We start from the raw sequence: 19296 nt of genomic DNA on the forward strand, positions 1-19296 counted from the left end.
AAACAAGTTATACTTTTCGGTGCGATTATAAGATAGGAAAGAACGTTCTACGCCAATTTAGTACGGTTTTCTGAAAGAGAATATTAGGACATTTCTAGTAATGGATGGACATCCGAGTACAGCGGTGTTCCGCGGAAGGGGCGTTCATGTGTCACATGGAATTCTACGGACGCTCTGTGATGGCCGACCCGACACCTCACCGGAAGACAACCCATACAGAGAGTGTTTTTCAAGGATTTCGGTTAGTAGTAAACACCCGGTACTGACCGCATTTAGCAATAAACGATGTGGACAACCCCTGATCGAATATTTTGATACCACGGCGAGTTGTTCTTATCAGAAATGTATACGAAACATTTATTTCCAGTGAAAGGTTCCCTAGCAGGGTAGTACCTCGTCGGACAGTCTTGCCGATGGTGCTGTAGAAGAAGACTGATGAGCAATAAATCAGGCGTAGCCGAGCAGGTCATCTCGGTCCCAAACGGCGGTGGTGCCATAGCGGGCATGGGTGAGACGTTCTCACCGGACCTTCACACGGGAACCGGGAACTTTTCAGTCCCAATCGAGGTCCCAAACGGTCGAAACGGATTCCAGCCCGACCTGGCCCTGACGTATAGTACCGGGAACGGAAACGGCCCGTTCGGGCTCGGCTGGGCGCTTAGTGTCCCCGGCGTCGGTCGCAAGACGTCTGACGGGGTTCCGATCTACGACGATACAGAGGATACGTTCGTCCTCTCGGGGGCCGAAGACCTCGTCCCAGTCACGGTGGTTTCGAAGACCGAGGAGGACGAGCAGCGGACACGATATCGACCTCGGACCGAGGGATTGTTCGCTCGGATCGATCACCATCGGGGGCCGACCAGCGATCACTGGGAAGTATGGAGTAAGGACGGTCTCCGTAGCATCTACGGCACCCCGGGAGCTCGTGGGACGGACTCGGCGACAGTCGCAAAGCCACCGGACCGACAGAAGATTTTCGAGTGGCGGCTAACCCAGACGGTCGACCCGTTTGCGAACCGCATCATGTACCAGTACCGCCGGGATTCGGCGGGTCAAAAAGTGGAGGGCGATGGACCGCGTGCCCCCCCACGTCAGTGGGAGCAGTCATATCTTCAGCACATTCGGTACGTCGATGTCGACAACGATGGTGAGACGGAGTATCTCGTGTCAGTTACCCTCGACTACGAGGACCGTCCTGACCCCTTTTCCGTGCACCGATCAGGCTTCGAGATTCGCACCCGATGGCGGTGCACTCGTATTTCCATTCGAAGCCACGTTACGGAGGATGGAACGTATCTCGAGGACGGCCGGCTCGTTCGGAGCTACGAGCTGCGCTATCTCGACGAGCGATCAAACGTGACCGAACGCCTCCCATTGAACGGAGTCTCGGTCCTAAGTCAGGTCCAAGTCATCGGCCACGACGGCAAGGAAACGCAAGACCTCCCACCGCTCGAATTCGGCTACGCGAAGTTCAGCCCCGAAGAGAGCGATTTCTTCCCGTTAGAAGGCAACCTCCCACCGCGCTCCTTGTCGTCGCCTGATCTCGAACTCGCGGATCTGTTCGGGAACGGCCTCCCGGATATCGTCCAATTGAATGGATCAGTCCGCTACTGGCGGAACCTCGGCGGCGGCGTTTTCGCCGCCCCTCAGTCGATGCGGGAGAGCCCCTCTGGTGTTCGCCTCGGTGATCAGGGGACCCAGCTGATCGATGCCGACGGCGACGGACGAATCGACCTCCTTACGACGATCAACGGCCTCTCGGGATACTTCTCGCTTCAGCACGACGGCGAGTGGGACCGTCGGTCGTTCCGCGCCTACGACACAGCGCCGAGTTTCAACCTTGAGGGCCCGGAAGTACAACTGATCGATTTGGATGGCGATGGCGTCACCGATGCGCTCAGATCAGGGAGCCGATTCGAGTGTTTCTTCAACGATGCCGAGACTGGCTGGCATCGTACGCGGCAGGTGGCCAGAGACCAGCTCGATGTCTTCCCGAACGTCTCCTTTACGGACCAGCGGGTGCGGTGGGGAGATCTATCGGGGGATGGGTTACAGGATATCGTCCTCGTCCACGACGGGAATATCGAGTACTGGCCGAACCTCGGCCACGGGGATTGGGGAGCTCGCATCCACATGCGAAACAGCCCACGATTTCCCGGCGGGTACGACCCGAAGCGACTTCTGATTGGGGATGTCGATGGCGATGGTCTCGCCGATCTCGTCTACGTCGAGGACAACCATCTCGTCCTATGGATCAACCAGAGCGGCAACCAGTGGAGCGACCCGATCGAGATCGACGGCACGCCCTCGGCAACCGATATGGACGCCGTTCGAGTCGTTGACCTCCTCGGGACGGGTATCGCGGGCGTCCTTTGGAGCGCGGATTCCCGTAATGGGCGGTCCCAGGCGTTCTTCCTCGATCTCACCGGTGGGGCGAAGCCATATCTGCTCTCCGAGATGGACAACCACATGGGTGCGCTCACTCGTGTCGAGTACACCCCCTCGGTCGAATTCTACCTTGAGGACCAGAAGCATCCAGACACACGGTGGCAGACATCGCTCCCGTTTCCGGTCCAGACAGTGTCGCGTGTGGAAGCGATCGATCAGGTCTCCGGTGGGAAGCTCACGACCGAGTACTGCTATCACCAGGGGTACTGGGACGGCGTCGAACGGGAGTTCCGCGGGTTCGGCATGGTCGAGCAGTTCGATACCGAGCGGTTTGAGGACTACGACGGGCCCGGATACCACGACCATCCTGGCGATGTAAACGAGGAGCAGTTCTCTCCGCCCACGCTGACGAAGACGTGGTTCCACCAGGGTCCGATCCGTGCGGAAGGCGGCAACTGGTACGAGGCGGACTACGGTGCCCAGTACTGGCCAGGCGATCCACAGATGTTCGATCGCGCCGGCTCATTCGAGGCACTCTTTCGAGTCCGGCATCTCACCCGACGCGACGAGCGCGATGCCCTGCGGACACTTCGGGGACGAGTATTGCGGACGGAACTGTACGCGCTCGACGAAACGGCACGTTCGGACCGGCCATACACGGTCACCGAGCAGTCGTACCGTGTTCGAGAGATCCGCGCAGACGATGCAGACGGCGGAGGCGGCGAGGTACTCGATACGGACCGCCGGGTGTTCTTCCCACACTCGGTCGCGAGTCGGACCACGCAGTGGGAGCGCGGTGACGACCCGATGACACAGCACTCGTTTACCGGTGGGTACGACGAGTACGGCCAGCCACGGTACTCGATCGAGGTCGCCGAACCCCGGACGCCGACAGGTGACGACCCCGACGAACCGAATCCGTTCCTCGGAACCTACGCAATCACCGAGTTCGCGGCCTTGACCGACGATGACCAGTACATGGTTGACCGCCCAATCAGAAGCACTACCTACGAAATTAGCGATAGGGACGCCGAGAGCGTCTTCGAAATTCGAGACGCGCTGGTGCCGGGCCTCGACGACGCGCTCGAAGCTGGGTCATTGCCAGACGGGAATCTCGTCGGCCAGTCGGTGACGTTCTACGATGGTCCCGCCTTCACCGGCCTCCCGTTCGGCGAACTCGGACAGTTCGGGGCCGCCGTTCGGACCGAGACGCTCGTGCTCACCGACGATGTCCTCGCCGATGCGTATCCCGCTGGAGACGAGGTGTTCGACGGTGAGTCGCTCCCGTACTTCGCACCCGATGGCACACCGGCATGGCCCGACGGAGTCGAGCACCCGGATCCATATCCCGAGGCATTCAATGAGCGGTACGGACAGCGGATCGACGAGACCAGGGCAAACGAGGCTGTTCCACCTGCCGAACGATTGACGGTCACACCGCTCGGATATGGATTCTCAGACGGGGAGGCTGAGGCGCCGTTCGTCCGCGGGTACTACATCGCGACCGACCGCCGAGCGTACGACGTCCAGCCGGACACGGATGGAGGACGTGGGCTGGTGCGGGAAACACTCGGACCACTCGGCTTCGAACATGACGGAACCCTCCAGCACCGATCGCGTATCGAATACGACGCGTTCGAGTTCCTCCCTGTGGAGGCCATTAATCCGGTCGGGCTAACGACCCGCGTCAGGGCGTACGACTACCGGACGTTCCAGCCCCTGTCGATCGTCGACGCGAACGAAAACCGGACCGCTTTCGGGTACACACCGCTCGGACTGCTTCGGTACACTGCGGTCATGGGACAGGAAGACGTCGACGAGGGGGATACGCTGGACCAACCGGGGACGGTCTTCACGTACGATCTTGCGGCATTCGACGAGAGTCCCCTCGACTATCGGCAACCGGTCTCCGTGCATACGGCGACACGCGAGCGACACCAACAACCGGCCCTGTCACCGCAGGAACTGGATGATCTCACGTTCGAGGAGGAAGTGGACGCTCATCCCGAGCACTTCATTCAGACTCGGGAGTACTCCGACGGATTCGGTCGGCTGGTACAGACTCGAACACAGGCGGAGGATGTCGTCTTCGGTGATTCGACGTTCGGGAGTCAGGATCTCTTCGTCGACCAGATGATCGTCGTTCGAGACGACGGTGGTTTCGATCCAGGAGGTTTGGAAGATCTCTCAGGGCATTCGGTTGGTGTTCGGGTCGGCGCAACGAGCGAGTGGGTTGCGAAGGAGCGTCTGGTAGCCGAAGGTATCCTTTCCGAGGAGGAACTCAAAGGGTACCCGAACTATCCAGCGGCGATCAACGCGCTCATTGCCGGTGACATTGATGCGGTCGTTCTGGACGAGGCGATCGCCTCGGGGTTCACGAACCAACGGCCGGTCCGGACCACGTTCCCGATCACGCCGAAGGAAGCCGTCGGCGAGGTACTTACAGACGGGGAGGGACCGCGAGTCGTGGTCAGCGGCTGGCAGACCTTCGACAACAAGGGGAACGTGGTCGAACAGTACGAACCGTTCTACGCGACTGGCTGGGACTACCTCTCACGTGAGGAAGCCGAGGCTGAACAGCCTATGTTGTTCGGCCAGAAGGCGACGATGTACTCCGACCCGCGTGGGCAAGTCATCCGGACTGTAAACCCAGACGGTTCGGAGCAGCGGATGCTCTTCGGCACGCTCGAGGAGAAGCTGCTCGACGAGCCGGATGAATACACACCGACGCCTTGGGAGGGCTTCACCTACGATGCGAACGACAACGCCGGACGCACGCACGGAGAGGATCCGAACCTCGCCATCGACGCACACTTTCACCCACCAGAGGGGTACCAACACCACTGGGACACGCCAGCCAGCAGTGTCGTTGATGCGTTGGGGAGGACAGTCGAAACCGTCGAGCGAAATCGGCGTTCGATAGAAGATCCGGTCGATTTCCTCCGAATCTCGACAACCTACGACATTCGAGGCAACGTGTTGACAGTAACTGATGCGATGGACCGCAAAGCGTTCAGCTACAACTACGACTTGGCGGATTCCCCACTTCGCATCGACAGTATCGATGCGGGGATTCGCGTGACAGTCCTCGACGCAGTCGGGAACGAGGTCGAACGCCGGGACAGTAAGGGAGCGATCGTCCTCCAAGCGTATGACGAACTGAATCGGCCAGTCCGACTGTGGGCCCGGGATGGTGGTCCGGAGGCCGATGAGGACGAACTACCGACGCTTCGCGAGTACCTCGTTTACGGAGATGGACCGGATGCGGGCTCCCAGAATCCGAGTCCCGACGATCCCTTCGTGGCGGAAGCCATGGAGCGGAATTTGCTGGGAGCACTGGTCCGACACTACGACGAAGCAGGTCTCGTGACCGTTCACGAATACGATTCCATGGGGAATCTACTCGAGAAAGAACGTCGTGTCATCAACAACGACGTCATCCCAGACGAACTCCCTGTCGACTGGCTTCCGCCGGACACGACGCTGGACGATCGTGAAGCCCTCCTGCTTGACGAGACCGGATACGTGACGAACTTGACCTATGATGCTCTGGGCCGTGTCCTGACGGTACGATATCCAGAAGACGTCGACGGTGATCGAAAGGAGCTCCACCAGACGTACAACCGTGCTGGTACGCTCGAACACGTCGAACTCGTGCGTAGCTTGGGGACAGTCGACGAGTCGGCGGAGACGTACGTCGAGCATATCGCCTACGACGCGAAGAGTCAGCGGACGCTTGTCGCGCTCGGAAACGGGGTGATGACACGTTACGCGTACGACCCGCGAACGTTCCGCCTCTCACGCCTGCGTTCCGAGCGGTACACGAATCCACAAGGAACCGAACACGAATACGTCCCGACCGGCGAACCACTGCAGGACCTCAATTACGAGTACGACCTGGTCGGAAACATCACGACACTCCGTGACCGAACGCCCGACAGCGGGATTATCGATTCAAACCTGGGGCGTCACGCACTAGATCGCGGGTTTGAGTACGACTCCACTTATCAACTCACCCGTGCCACTGGACGTGAGTGTGGCAGTGCTCTTACTCAGCAGCCGTGGAGTGGCCTGCCCCGGTGTACGGACATCGCCGAGGTCCGAGCCTACACGGAGACGTACTGGTACGACTCAGCGGGGAGCATGACGGACTTGATCCACTCCGGGATGCCAGGCCGGAATGGTGGGAATCAGTTCCAGCGGGAGTTCCGGATGGAGAATTCCACGAACCGTCTGGAGTTGATGACTGTCGGGGGAGAACACTCCTACACATACGACCCCAACGGGAACTTAATGGAGGAAAACGGCCATCGCCACTTCGTATGGAATCACGGTGATCAGATGACGTCGTTCCAGACCGGCGCTGACGGGGAGGAGCGTGCGCAGTATCTCTATGATGCTGGTGGACAGCGTGTCAAGAAGACGGTGGGGGGACAGGGCGAAGATTTCGGTATGACTGTTTATGTTAACGGCCTTTTCGAACATCACCGCTGGCAGCAGAACGGTGGAGGTTCGAGAGAGGATAATTGGATCCATATTATGGACGACCAGCAACCTATTGCGCTGGTACGGGTTGGCGATCAACACCCGAGAGACGAGACACCAGATGTGCAGTATCACCTCTGCGATCACCTTGGCAGCAGTAACCTGATCGCCGACGACGATGGAGAGATCATCAACGCAGAGGAATATACACCCTATGGCGGGACCAGTTTCGGGGGGTTCGTGGGGAAACGATACCGCTTTACGGGGAAAGAGCGGGACGAGGAGAATCAGCTGTGCTATTACGGGGCGCGATACTACGCTTCTTGGCTGGGGCGCTGGACATCCTGCGACCCTTTGGGGAGTGTCGACGGTACAAACCTCTACAGTTTCACATTGAACAACCCGGTACGGTATCGGGACCCCTCCGGAACTCAGACAGAAGAGATCTGGAAAGCAGGGGGGAAGGTTGCGAATGCAGGGAAGAAGATTGCTGTGGGAGCTGTGGGGACTATTGGCGACTTCCCGGAGATGGCGGCCGCTTGGACGGAGGCCGTCAACACGCGATTGGGTAAAAAATACGGGGGGAAGACGTTCGCTGAGAACATCCAGTTGTTCAAACAGGATATAGTGGAAACAGCCGAAACAAAGGGGATAGGATCGAACAGGAAGAAAGGAACTGCGATCAATAAGTCACGGCGGATATTCGATTCAGTGAACCAGAAGTTCAAGGCAATCCTAAAGAGAGAGGGCTTCATCCTGCCGAAGGGAACGCCGATCCATCACGCTATATTTAAACTTGCCGACTTCCCGACAGAGTCGCTGGATCCATTTAATCTCCAGCCATCGAGGGGCCATGCATCAGATCCCGACAGCCCGCATGGACGCGGCCACACGGCTCAGGCACGACTGGGAGACAAAATAAACGAACTTGCCGAAAAGAGCGACATCCCAGTCAAAAAACAGGGAGGGTGGATGCAGAAATTCTCTTCAACACGTGCTCTCACTCGCAACATATTGATGGCTGTTCCCTTATTAGATGTAGGTGTGCAGCAGCTATTCTATGATGATAGTGCATATACTGGTAACCGGGCAGAAGATGCCATGTACAATCTCACCATAGCGCAGTTATGGGAAATTCCAATTGGGGTGGCTTCCATTGGTATTCTATTAGGTGAAGGTATGGCGGCAAGCGCACGCAAAGTGCCCGGCAGAAACGAATATATGAAGCCGTATGGAGCCCAAATGTGGATTCATTATTAATTCAGATACGAATCCATAATTTATTAATGAGAATGGGCGATCAAGAGATCACTCTGGACATTATAATTGCACACGCTCGTTGGCTGTGCGATTACGACCGTTCCTGGACAGCCTGTCCGTATCGGTCTCATAGTAAGTTAGCGCGCCCCTGTCCCTGACGACCTACATCCTAGGCAGCAGAGTTGGATAGATGAACGAATACGGGTGTTTTCGTACACCCTGCACGAAACCTTCTAGATTTATAAGCGCGTACCCCCGGCACGGAATGATCGCCTGCTATTGCCGCGTCTCCACCGACGACCAGAGCCTCCAGCGACAGATCGACGCAACTCAGACGTACGCCCGAACTCGCCTCGGGGCAGAGCTCGCCGATATCCAGATCTACCGGGACACATCGACCGGGACGGACACTGCCCGCGGTGGGTACCGGGACCTGATAACCGACATCGACGCAGGGAAGATCGATGCAGTGGTCGTCAACAGCGTATCGCGTATCTCCCGATCTATCCGGGATCTCGACCGAACGGCCGAACGCATCGCGAACGGAGGGGCAGAACTCCACATCCTCGCCGAGGGACTGACGATGAAGCCGGATGACGACGATCCGTACCAGAAGGCGCTCTTTCGGCTACTTGGCGTGTTCGCGGAACTCGAGGCGGAGATGATCCAACAGCGGACGCAAGAAGGCATAGCGGCCCGCCAACGCGAGGAGAACTACCACCACGGCCGGCCACCGCTGGGGTTCCAGAAGGAAGACGGGCAGCTCCTCGAGGGCGAGAACTATGATCAGGTAGTGACCGTCCTCGACATGGTGCAGAAGGGGGAGATGAGCAAGCGGCAGGCTGCTCGGGAGATGGGAACGTCCCGACCCACGGTCGACCGGGCGCTCAAGCGAGCAGAGCTGTACGGGCTTTGAGCCGGTCGGGACGCTGCTTCGAAGCTGATTTCGGCAGTCGTCGGCCGCCCCGGTCCCAGACTGCCACTCGGCGTAAACTAGTTGGTCGTGTATGCAGTCTGCATACACATGAGCACATCTATCCGGGTCTCCGACGACACCAAGCAGATGTTGGAGCGCCTGAAACGCGAGGATGAGACGTTCGACGACCTCCTCGAGCGGCTCGCGCTAAGAGAGAAACCCATCGACATTGGCGCGTGGAGTGAGGAAGAGGCCGACCGCGCACGGGAGGCAGTGAAACAGTCCCGGGAGAGTTTCGAGCGGTGACGTTTCTTGATTCGTCGGTCATCATCGACATGCTAGAAGGCGTTCCAGAGGTCGTCGAGTACGTCGAAGACCGAGGGCAGCCCTACCTCACGTCCGCGATCTGTGTGTTCGAAGTGGTGGACGGGAAGGTCGGCTCCGGAGAGACTGATGCCGTCGGCATCCGCCAGCAGTTCGGCGGAGTCCAAGCGCTCGACCTGAACGAGCAGATTGCACTAGAGGCAGGGCGGATGCAGGACAAGCTGGTGGACGACGGGGAGCGGATGGCCGCGCGTGACCTCCTTATCGCGGCGACTGCGCGGTCGACGGGAGACGAACTAATCGTCGCTGATGGAGACTTCGAGACGCAGCTCCTCACCAACCTGATGGACGTCACGAACCTTCGCAAGTAGCCCTCGGTTCTTCATCTTTGGGATTCGTGTAATTCACCAGTTCATCCGCGTCATTACTATCGATCTAGAGTCCGACCGATTCCCTAATAGAGATAGTGAGCCTAATGATCTCGTATGGTTTAGCGTCGGATCTCAGATGGTCAACGGAGGATCGAAGCATATCCACATGACTTCATGGAGCAGTAACACATTTGAATAAACGCATGCACCGGAGGCGGAAGCCATCTTACTCAGGTGATAGAAGGCAGAATTAGTGTAAAGTAGGCTTTCGAAATTCCGACGCTAAGGATGATCTCCATCTCTCGAGGCTAAATTCTATGTCCATTACTGACTGATGAGGTGCCAGATTGTGCCTACATTGAGACCAATGAATACATAGCGGTCTTACCCCGGGGGGCTGCTGGGTTAGTTGGCCCTCTGGTTCGGCTGTCCCGATGGTCGGGTATGGTTGGTCGGGTGCGCCTACCGTGGTCGGATATCGTCGATTGGATCGATGGGATAGGAGGGGTCGGGTCGGAAGTCACACTACTGGACAACCATTTGAGAGATTAGAATCCCGAGGACAAAGATTTGAACTATTGTATGGGTAGTAGTAACCTCGGGTCACTGTCCGACCGGTTGGATAAATATAGCCAATAATTCTGACTCTTGAGTATGGATTTGGACCACGGGTCAGATATCGAAATTATAGTCCCCAAACGTCTGTTGGTCCAGTGCCTCCGTCACTCGGTCAACGTAGTAGTCCGTCTTGTCGCTCACCGCCTGGATGCTCTTCGAGATTCGCTTCCACTCTGTACCGTCCGTCTCGGCGATCACCTCGATGTGGTCATCTAAACCCGCCTCCTGCAGCTCGTAGATCGTCTGCTTCGCCTCTCTCAACAACTGCTTTTGCTTTTCGTTGCTCAATGCTTCCCAGTATTGGTGCGAGTCTCGCACAACATCTTCTGCGGAGAACTCGCCCTGCTTCACCGCTAACGAGATGACCGATCGGAGGATATGCGTGACGAATGTCCGCCGGTCCTCTTCGTACACGTCGTATGGATAGTAGCTTACCGGCAACGGCTGTGACGGTTCCCCATTGATCGGGAATAGTTCGCGCAACGCATCGAACGTGAACTCGTGGCCATCTAGGTTCCACACCGAGAACCCGCTGCTCGGGTCATGCCGGAAATGCACGAGTGCGAATGGATCTGGAATGTAGTTGTCGTTGGATAGGTCGGTGAACGACGACAGTGTGAGCTCGGCCGATAAGTCGTCGGCCGCAACGTCCCTCACTATCCCCTGTGCGACCAACGCGTCTTCTCGACCTTTGAGTGCTTGGTACCGTTCAAGCTGATCGGGCTCTACCGTGTTTGATTTGCAGTCTACAACTAAACTGTTGGCGTGCCGCACTGAGGTCAGAACAATGTCGGGGTGCAGGTCGTGGTCCTCGACGAAGATCGGCGGCTCGATGACGTCGCAACCGTATTCGAGCTCGGCGAGCGTGTGGGAGAACGTCGGGTCCGACCGGGTCAACGCTATCCACGCGTTCATCTGCACGGTGTGGTCGGAAATATCATACATCGGCTATCACCAGGGTCGCTGATGGGTCGTAATAGTGCTGCAGGTTGGTGAAGATACGGAGCATCGTGTTACCGCACCCCTCCTCGTACAGATACAGCCGAATCCACTCACCGGTCATCTCCATGCTGAACTTGTCGCCGTTGTGCATGTCCACTCCATCCACCTTGTAGTAGCCCTCCTGCAATCGTTCGACGTGTCCCCACAGCCGAAACGGGTCACGAGCATTCACGACATGTTCAAGGAATGCTTCGATATTCTCTACTGTCTCCGTGAATTCGATGACGGCAGGTGACCCCTCGATCCGGACACTATGTTCTTGACTGCTGCCGCCCAGCAAGTGATTCGACTCAATCGCATCCAGGACCTCTCGGTAGTCTTGCTTGATCTGGTTTACTGTCTCTATATGGAGTTCGATATTTGATCCGCCGCGCGTCGTGAACGCCCCATCGTTCGTTACCCGTTCTCGGACGAAGTCGCCACCAATCTCACGGCGAATTTGGACGTTCGACAGAGACAGGAACTTCTCGATATCGTCGCTATCTTTCAGTAATGAGTATAGTCGGCTGGCCCCATGTCCTGAGGTGTTAACGGAGAGGTCGCCGAACAGCAGATGATCCTCTATAAATTCCTCCGGGAACACATCGTCGGCGTCGTAGGTGAGACCAACACCCTCGAACTCGCCCATGCCCGCAATAGACTCGACCTGTTCGCTGGGTAACCACATCCGATCAAGACCGCTACCCTCTCGCGACAGCATATCGCTCACCGCCTTTCCGGTGAACTCGGAGTCCTCCATTGAGTACAGGTTCCAGAATCGGTCATCTATCGTATCCAAGAAGACGTTGCCGCTGCCATAGTCACCAGTAAGCTTCACAAAGTAGAGGTCTGAGTCAATCTTATCGGCAGCTTGGATGGCATCATGAGAGTCGAAAAGATCGTCGGGCGCGACGTTGGTCTCGATGATGTGGGTTTTCAGCATGTTTTGTCCGAAATCGAGCTCTAAATCTTCGACAAGAGCTTGGTGCGTGTTTTCCAAGCGCGCCTGGAAGAGGTCGAGCACCTCCCGCCGGCTTGAGAACGGGACAATGGACATGCGATGTTCCTTCTCCAGAGCGTTTTAGCACCGGGCATCAAATCATTTGCCCAATAACAGGACTCGAAACTATCGGACAACTATCTTACCCACTACCTGCTTAAGAAGCTCCGAGTCTATCTGAGTCTCGTAGACTAGCTCCGTCCTCGTAACCGTGGTCTTCTCGTGCCGAGGTAGCAGCGTGTTTCGATGCCGAGACTGGATTTCTCTATACTACATGTAGGCCGGTTGCCGGAGACGACCTTCGACGGCCAGAACCTCCAGTGCCTCCCGAATCGTGTCTTCCTCTTCATTTGCGGCGTCGACGGCGGCAGCTCCCGTCTGATAGGGCCTCTCAAGCTTCGAAAACAATTCGTCCCCCGGTACGAACAGCCCGAAACGGGCCATCTGAATTCCTTTCAGCTTCACTCCGTCGACCTTTCTGAACGTGGCACAGTTCGGCTTCCATTCTCCCACAGTGATAATTTCGTCATCATCATTAGGTGTCCTGATGAGACCTAGCCCTCCGCGACTGCTGACTTCCATAATCCGATTGAACGCATTCCCTGCGGCAGGGCGGTGATCCTTGTCAGATACCTGTTGGCTACTGAGCGACCATCCTGACCCGTAATCAGCGACGAATAATCCTTCAGCCGTGAACCGAGCCTGCAGGGTTTCAGGGATTCGGGGCTTATTGTAGCATCGAATTACTGGTTGGTCGCTGGTATGTCTAAGCGACATCATCCTATCTGACGACGACGATTCAGAAGTTGAATTAGCTCGTTTCAAATATCGATATGGACGTACAGCGGCTTCAGTAAAGCATCACTCGGATCACCCGTAACTCTTCATTCAGGATAGAAAATGAGGTCAAGGATTATTGTTTCGTCTTTTTAACCTCAGACATGTCCATTCTACCGCATCAACTTGTAGCTCTGACGGAGAGAGTAGAGTTCCTCGATGAGGAACATCTCTACACAGCTATTCCGGCTGTTGTGATTGCTGTCGTCTTCTATTTCGATTTTCATACATTGACTAACCTATTGTATAGTCTGGATGGAGGAGGATTGGAGAAATTGTTGACGCTATCGTTGAAGGGCGTTGTGGGCTCGATCGTCACTCATTACATCTACACTGCGGGTCCTACTGCATTCATCACTGGTGGTAAGATGAGGACAAAGGAAGGCGCATTCAAGATAGTCCTGCTCAGTTCTGTCGCAATAGCACTTTCTGTCGGATTTGCTGTACCGGGAATTATTTCTCAATTTGAATATGTGGTGCTACAGTCCGTGGCGCTAATACTCGTTGGTGGATTTCTCTACGTTCATTTACTAGTTGAGAATTGGAGATTAAAGAACGAATCGCCACATATCGCAGCTGGTATCCTGATCCTTATCGCGCCTTACCTGTAATCGGCTTGTGAGACTACTCGGCTATCGAACCGTATCTCGCGGAGCCGACCGAGGGAAGAATCGGAGAGACGATGTCGGTCGCCTGACTGGGAGCGTTACACTGCGTCCGAGGGCGTTGCCACTCGAACGTCAGCGTCGACCCGGTTCTCAACGAACTCCTCGGCCGCCGGGATGGTCGAGGAAGGTACCACCAGAACGGCGGTGTAGTTCCGCTTGGAGGCGAACACTTCGAGTTGCTTGCTGGCGTGGGTGTCCAGCGACGACTTTGTCTCGACCTCCACCGCGAAGAACCGAGGGAAGTCGCGGACGACGAGGTCCGGACGGAACCCACCGATGGTGTCGGGTTGACCCTCTCCAGCGTCGACTGTGTGGTCTACCTGAAGAGTCGCGTCGGGGGCCTTCCGGCTGATGCCCTTGGCCGTCTTCTTCACCAGCCGATCGTGCTTCGACGTGGTCAGCCACTCGCCGACTTTCGCAGCAGACACCACGCCGGCGACGGTTAGGAGTGCCTTGGCCGGGGCGTTACTCACGCCGCACCACCCCGCACCGGCGTCCCGGCCGCTTGGTGGGTCAGCCGGTACCGGAGCGCACTGCGACGGAAGCCTATCTGGTCGTAGCCTTCCCCCTTCTCGACCCCGTCGGAGTCCTTGATGGCACCGACGACATTGTCGAGTTTATTCATCCGCTCGTCCTCCTCACCGGAGGCCATCGCATCCTCTAGGTCCTGCGGCGAGACGCCGAGAGCCTGCGATGCAACGCCGCGTAGCGTCGTCCTGTCGGCCCCTCCGTCTGGAAGCGCGGCTACTTCTCGCTCGGCCTCGCGTGCGTGCAGATCTTCGAGGAAGCGCTCTCGCTCCTCGTCGACGTGTGCGCCTAGGTCCACGCCTTCTCCGAGGAGGAACTCGCCGGTCCGTTCCTTCAGGATGAAGGTAGACGGGCCGGATGGAGCGAGTTCCTCAACGACCCCGGCCGCTTCGAGGTTACCGAGGACCGTGCCTGTGGTGTGGTCGAGTTCGTTCCCGAGTGCCTCGCCCACTTCGGCACGCCGAACCGTGTCCTCACTGGTAGGGGTCAAGCCCTGCTGGGCGAACCATTCCGCCGTTCGAATCTGGTCCGCAACGCTTGGTTGGCCGCTATTCACCGATCGTATCCAATCTTGTAACGTGTCGTAGATCACTTGCTGACTATCGCAGCAGCTCAGTTCACCCAGCAGAGTAACGCTTAATCCACTCCAGCAAGAACAGTTGGTTGCAATCGTCTTGCTGTCAGGGTGGACCGCTGCCGGGGAACCCATACTCGTGTGGGGGACCCGGAGCCTGTTCCAGCAGGCTCGGTCCCCCTTGTTCAGTTCGTGCCTGACTTGTTAGCAGGGACTAACACGTCCAGACTTAAGAATTACTAGGGTGAGAACCCCCCCTTTGTCTGGTTTCAGTCATAAGTCTGACTCAGGTAATATCGTAATACAATATGACGCCAAGATGCTAGTCCAGCCTAATCTAGAAGATATCGAGCCACACGAATTGTGGTGAAATTCGGTCAACTATCCGAATTCTATCACACCATAAAACAGGGACTATTAAAAGATACGTTACCGGAGTGAAAGTGGTTCGGCAAGGGCACAAATTCGCAGACATCACGTGGATTCGAAGTGGAAAAGAAGGGGGGTTCGCGTAGATACCTGCGGTGCTCGTGGGCGACGTACCACCACGTCGGGTGGCAGGTGGACGTGCGGACGGTGATGCCCATCGGTGGATGGAGTGACTACCCGGCTATCGAGCCGTATCTTGCGGAACCTACAGAGATAAGAATTGGTGATTCGATGCGAAGATGAGTCTCACGTAGTGTCTCTGATAATCGGATTCGTGGGCTTAGTCTAAGTAAAGGTTTAGTTATGACGCGTCTGGATACTAACTATCCGGATGAGTTACAAACAGGTAGCGAAGAATACCGGCAGGTCAGGGCGGGTGAATCTATCCGGGCCAGAGCTTCAGCGATTCGGCTCGGAGGTGGGTGAGCCAATTAAAATCGACGTGGCGGAGTCGAAAGACATCGCTCACGCGATCATCGACAACAGCGAGAACAAAGAGTTCGTCATTATCTCTAAACCAGGGGATTCGGAGATCGACGTATGAGCAGTCGTGAGTATCCAGACCTCTTCGATGCATGTACCCCACGTGATGACGTTCTCAATGGGACGCTCCAAGAAGACCAATTCGCTGCGAGTCTCGCCACGGTAGCACACTCCCCTGAGGAGGCAGCTCCGGTCTACAAGGATGCCTCGGAGTTCTTCGACATGACGTACCCCACGGAGGGACTCCAAACACTCCTGAGCAATCTCTCGGGACGGTTCCTTGCCTCTACCGACTACGACAACGGGGGGTACTCCAGCAGTATACTCTGCCTCGACACACGGTTCGGTGGCGGGAAGACGCACGATCTCATTGCATCGTACCACCTAGCAAAGAACCCCACCAACGTACGCGACCTTGACCGGCATCTGATCGATGCAGCGTCAATCGTTGGTGAGTCCTATCTGGAAGCTGTCGAAGACGGACTGTCGGTCGAGACGGCCGTCTTTGTTGGCGGCCACGTGGACGGGCAGAATGCCCGGAGCGCTGGGCCAGGCTCGGGAGCTCCCAAGACTCGTACGATGTGGGGGGAAATTGCCTACCAGCTCTATGGGATTGACGGCTACGAGTACATCCAAGAGTACGACCAAGCCCAGAATGCTCCGGGGGGCAACACCCTGAAGGGCCTGTTCAAACTCGGCGACGGGCCCGCGCTGATTCTGATCGACGAGATCGCAGCATATCTCGAGGCCGCATCAGCCGTCGAGGTGGGAGACGCTACTCTCGCGAGCCAGACACTGACGTTCATCCTCTCGCTGCTGGAGACTGCATCGGAGGTTGATGACGTCACGGTCGTCTATAGTATCGCAGACACAGCTTTCGAGGAGGAAGCAGAGGACGTCCGGGGGCTCATCGACGAGCTGAACCAGATCGGTCGCCGCCAACACAAGACAGTGACTCCCACCTCCGAGAGTGAAGTGGGCCAAGTGCTGCAGCACCGTCTCTTCGAGACAATTGAGGATGGTGGAGCTGCTAAAGCTGCCGAGTCGTATTTCCAGTACTATGCAGACAGCGACCGGCAGTTCCCACAGGAAGCGACGGATGCTGGGTTCGTGGATCAACTGGAGCGAGAGTACCCCTTCCACCCGACCATCATCGATACGCTCACCGAGAAGATCGATACGATACCGAAGTTCCAGCGGACTCGAGGTGCACTGAAACTTCTCGCTCGGGCAGTCTACTATCTCTGGAACCATCAACCGAAACATTACACACGGCATTGGATCCGGCTCTATGATCTAACGCCGGCGGACGATGCCCCCGATGGGAGCATCGACTCCACACTTCGAGAGACGCTCTTCGAGTTCGTCGACCTGAGTTCGGCCGTCACGGCGGACATCTATAGCGACGACGACGCGGCTCACGCCCAACTCGAGGATCGGAAGTGGGTCGAGAAGGGCATCCCGCCATTGGGGAGTCACCTGACGACTACGGTCCTGTGGCACAGTCTCGCCTACGGTGAGCAGGCCACGGGACTCACCCGAGCAGAGATGAACGCTGCACTTGGCCACCCTGACATCCGGTTCGACAACTACGACTCTGCGTTAGAGGCGCTATCTGGTGGCGATATGAACGTCGCGTGCTACTTCCTCTATGACGAAGAAAGGGTGCGGTTCAAATCACAGCCAAACCTGGTCAAGATTATCAATCAGCGGGTGGAGAACACCCCTGATGCGCAGGCACGAAACCGGTTCGAGAGCCGGCTAGAGAACTCCGAGGTCGGGACAGGGGCGTTCGAGACAGTCGTGTTCCCCGAGTCGCCTGCAGACGTTCCGGACAAGCTATCGAAACCGCAACTCGCGGTGATGCACATGGACACCGCCCCAGTCCTGGACGGGGGAAGCGAGCCTCCGAAGAAAGTACAGCAACTCTACCAGAAAGCCGCCTCCCGACGCGGTGAGGATTCCCAGAGCCGAGTCTACAAGAACTACGTGCTGTTCCTCGCCCCTGACAAGGAACAGATTCAGGGGGCGGTCGACGAGGCACGGCAGCTGGAGGCTATCGAAGCGCTTCTCGACGACTCACAACAGACTGCGGACCTCTCGAACGAACAAATCGAGGAGCTTCGCGAGCGTCGTGACAAGACACACGGTTTGTTGGGTGAGTTCGTCCGTGGTGTCTACCGCCACCTGTACTACGTCGATCGGGACGGCCTGACTCACCTGACGATCAACGCGACCGAGGCCAACGGTGGAACGACACTGGTGACGGCCGTCGAGGAGACTCTCGACGACAGGCTGATTCGAGCCGATGCAGGTCCGAAGGGAGTCGCCTTCTTCAAGCAGAAGCTCTGGCAGCAGACGCAGGACAGCATGACAACCGAGCAACTGGTCGCGCAGTTCGCGAAGAAGCCAGGGCTCCCGTACCTCCTCAACACCAAGCCACTGAGAAAGACGGTGGCGAAGATGGTCGACGACGCCAGCTACACCTACTGGGACAGCACGGTTGGTGAGAACGGCCTCGCGTACTGGGATGGGGACGAAGACGACCGGCCAGAGAACTGGCGGAAGGCAAATCCGCTCTCTGAGTCTCCAGACGTCCAGACGAGCATCAGCGACTCGGACGTCAAGATTGGCGACGAGTACGTTGTCTACACCGAGATCGGCGCGCTTCTGGATGTCCACCACGACGTCATCCGCCCACCAGAGACTGGCATAATAAAATGCGCAGAGCCGGGCTGCGAAGCCGAAGTCGATGAGGAGGGGGACTACTGCTTGGAGCACGGAGATGGTCCAGAAGATCCCGAGTGTTCCAACTGCGGAAAGACGATGGCGAGCAAGAGCGAACTGAACCCGCGTGGACTCTGCCCCGAGTGCGCTCAACCGCAGGATTGGGAGCAGTCGACGAGTCTGATGGCGCCCTCCCGAGCGTTCAACGAGATCCGGACGCACGCTCTCGGAAAGTCTCCTTCGGGTAGCGACCCAGGAATCGACCACGTTATTATCGAGCTGGGGGGTGACGACCAACTGTCCAAGGGGTCGTTCATCGCCCAACGCCAAGCGCTCAAGGATCGGGCCGACAACGTCTCGATACGGATGCGGTACGAGACAAAGTCGTCTAGTGGGGCATCGTACGAGGCCCAGTTCACCGGCGGTCTCAACGAGTTCTCCCACGTGACGAATCAACCGGACCCGTTCGACGGCGCGTCCCTCGTCGAAGTGAAGCTCCGTGTCGACCTGAAAAACCCTGAACCAATCTCGAATGCGGGGGACGACTTGCTCGCGGAGCTTCAGGATGAACTCGGATCGACGAATATCGACGTGAAGGTTCAAGGGCGAGGGCCGGTCGAAGTACCCGCAGAGGTTCAGCAATGACTTCTCCCTCCACCCCTGACGCAGACGCGCCGCCAAATCTCGGCCCCGAAGAGAAGATGGTC

Annotated in this window: 12 protein-coding genes; 7 read left to right on the forward strand and 5 right to left on the reverse strand. The window is 57.2% G+C overall.

The window, feature by feature from the left end; all coding sequences use genetic code 11:
* Nucleotides 1–435 precede the first annotated feature (435 nt).
* The 4 genes from WDJ58_RS03785 to WDJ58_RS03800 all read left to right on the forward strand — a co-directional run bounded on the left by WDJ58_RS03785 (nucleotide 436) and on the right by WDJ58_RS03800 (nucleotide 9744).
* Nucleotides 436–8133: a SpvB/TcaC N-terminal domain-containing protein gene (locus WDJ58_RS03785; protein WP_338916293.1), complete on the forward strand. Its 7698-nt coding sequence runs from the start codon at nucleotides 436–438 to the stop codon at nucleotides 8131–8133.
* A 265-nt stretch (nucleotides 8134–8398) separates the two neighbouring features.
* Nucleotides 8399–9049 (forward strand): recombinase family protein, encoded by a 651-nt coding sequence (locus tag WDJ58_RS03790; RefSeq protein WP_338916294.1) that lies wholly within the window; start codon nucleotides 8399–8401, stop codon nucleotides 9047–9049.
* A gap of 108 nt (nucleotides 9050–9157) precedes the next feature.
* The gene (locus tag WDJ58_RS03795; protein WP_338916295.1) at nucleotides 9158–9355 is read left to right on the forward strand and encodes a DUF7557 family protein; all 198 of its coding nucleotides are present in this window, start codon (nucleotides 9158–9160) and stop codon (nucleotides 9353–9355) included.
* The gene (locus tag WDJ58_RS03800) at nucleotides 9352–9744 is read left to right on the forward strand and encodes a PIN domain-containing protein (RefSeq protein WP_338916296.1); all 393 of its coding nucleotides are present in this window, start codon (nucleotides 9352–9354) and stop codon (nucleotides 9742–9744) included. Before WDJ58_RS03795 ends, WDJ58_RS03800 begins: the two co-directional genes overlap by 4 nt.
* A gap of 672 nt (nucleotides 9745–10416) precedes the next feature.
* On the opposite strand, the gene WDJ58_RS03805 is transcribed toward WDJ58_RS03800, so the two are convergent.
* The 3 genes from WDJ58_RS03805 to WDJ58_RS03815 all read right to left on the reverse strand — a co-directional run bounded on the left by WDJ58_RS03805 (nucleotide 10417) and on the right by WDJ58_RS03815 (nucleotide 12925).
* Nucleotides 10417–11277, reverse strand: a complete 861-nt coding sequence (locus WDJ58_RS03805) for a hypothetical protein (protein ID WP_338916298.1) — start codon at nucleotides 11275–11277, stop codon at nucleotides 10417–10419.
* 22 nt (nucleotides 11278–11299) lie between these two features.
* On the reverse strand, nucleotides 11300–12400 hold the full coding sequence (locus WDJ58_RS03810) for a hypothetical protein (RefSeq protein ID WP_338916299.1): 1101 nt from the start codon (nucleotides 12398–12400) through the stop codon (nucleotides 11300–11302).
* Between the two features lie 213 nt (nucleotides 12401–12613).
* The gene (locus WDJ58_RS03815) at nucleotides 12614–12925 is read right to left on the reverse strand and encodes a hypothetical protein (protein WP_338916300.1); all 312 of its coding nucleotides are present in this window, start codon (nucleotides 12923–12925) and stop codon (nucleotides 12614–12616) included.
* A gap of 359 nt (nucleotides 12926–13284) precedes the next feature.
* On the opposite strand from WDJ58_RS03815, the gene WDJ58_RS03820 reads away from it, so the two are divergent.
* Nucleotides 13285–13791: a hypothetical protein gene (locus WDJ58_RS03820; RefSeq protein ID WP_338916301.1), complete on the forward strand. Its 507-nt coding sequence runs from the start codon at nucleotides 13285–13287 to the stop codon at nucleotides 13789–13791.
* A 95-nt stretch (nucleotides 13792–13886) separates the two neighbouring features.
* Here WDJ58_RS03820 and WDJ58_RS03825 read toward each other — a convergent pair whose 3' ends face one another.
* Nucleotides 13887–14321, reverse strand: coding sequence for a hypothetical protein (locus tag WDJ58_RS03825; RefSeq protein WP_338916302.1), 435 nt, complete (start codon nucleotides 14319–14321; stop codon nucleotides 13887–13889).
* A complete protein-coding gene (locus WDJ58_RS03830; RefSeq protein WP_338916303.1) occupies nucleotides 14318–14968 on the reverse strand; it encodes a hypothetical protein in 651 nt (216 codons plus the stop codon). The genes WDJ58_RS03825 and WDJ58_RS03830 overlap by 4 nt, the downstream gene beginning before the upstream one ends.
* Before the next feature lie 742 nt (nucleotides 14969–15710).
* On the opposite strand from WDJ58_RS03830, the gene WDJ58_RS03835 reads away from it, so the two are divergent.
* Nucleotides 15711–15923, forward strand: coding sequence for a hypothetical protein (locus WDJ58_RS03835; protein WP_338916304.1), 213 nt, complete (start codon nucleotides 15711–15713; stop codon nucleotides 15921–15923).
* Nucleotides 15920–19234, forward strand: a complete 3315-nt coding sequence (locus tag WDJ58_RS03840; RefSeq protein ID WP_338916305.1) for an ATP-binding protein — start codon at nucleotides 15920–15922, stop codon at nucleotides 19232–19234. Before WDJ58_RS03835 ends, WDJ58_RS03840 begins: the two co-directional genes overlap by 4 nt.
* Nucleotides 19235–19296 lie beyond the last annotated feature (62 nt).

The sequence above is a fragment of the Salinirubellus litoreus genome (genome assembly GCF_037335815.1).
Lineage (GTDB): Archaea > Halobacteriota > Halobacteria > Halobacteriales > Haloarculaceae > Salinirubellus > Salinirubellus litoreus.

Excerpts from the sequence above, each read along its gene's own strand:
- WDJ58_RS03785 (WP_338916293.1), top strand. The coding sequence starts at position 436 with ATGAGCAATAAATCAGGCGTAGCCGAGCAGGTCATCTCGGTCCCAAAC.
- WDJ58_RS03790 (WP_338916294.1), top strand. The coding sequence starts at position 8,399 with ATGATCGCCTGCTATTGCCGCGTCTCCACCGACGACCAGAGCCTCCAG.
- WDJ58_RS03795 (WP_338916295.1), top strand. The coding sequence starts at position 9,158 with ATGAGCACATCTATCCGGGTCTCCGACGACACCAAGCAGATGTTGGAG.
- WDJ58_RS03805 (WP_338916298.1), bottom strand. The coding sequence starts at position 11,277 with ATGAACGCGTGGATAGCGTTGACCCGGTCGGACCCGACGTTCTCCCAC.
- WDJ58_RS03810 (WP_338916299.1), bottom strand. The coding sequence starts at position 12,400 with ATGTCCATTGTCCCGTTCTCAAGCCGGCGGGAGGTGCTCGACCTCTTC.
- WDJ58_RS03815 (WP_338916300.1), bottom strand. The coding sequence starts at position 12,925 with ATGGAAGTCAGCAGTCGCGGAGGGCTAGGTCTCATCAGGACACCTAAT.
- WDJ58_RS03820 (WP_338916301.1), top strand. The coding sequence starts at position 13,285 with ATGTCCATTCTACCGCATCAACTTGTAGCTCTGACGGAGAGAGTAGAG.
- WDJ58_RS03835 (WP_338916304.1), top strand. The coding sequence starts at position 15,711 with ATGAGTTACAAACAGGTAGCGAAGAATACCGGCAGGTCAGGGCGGGTG.
- WDJ58_RS03840 (WP_338916305.1), top strand. The coding sequence starts at position 15,920 with ATGAGCAGTCGTGAGTATCCAGACCTCTTCGATGCATGTACCCCACGT.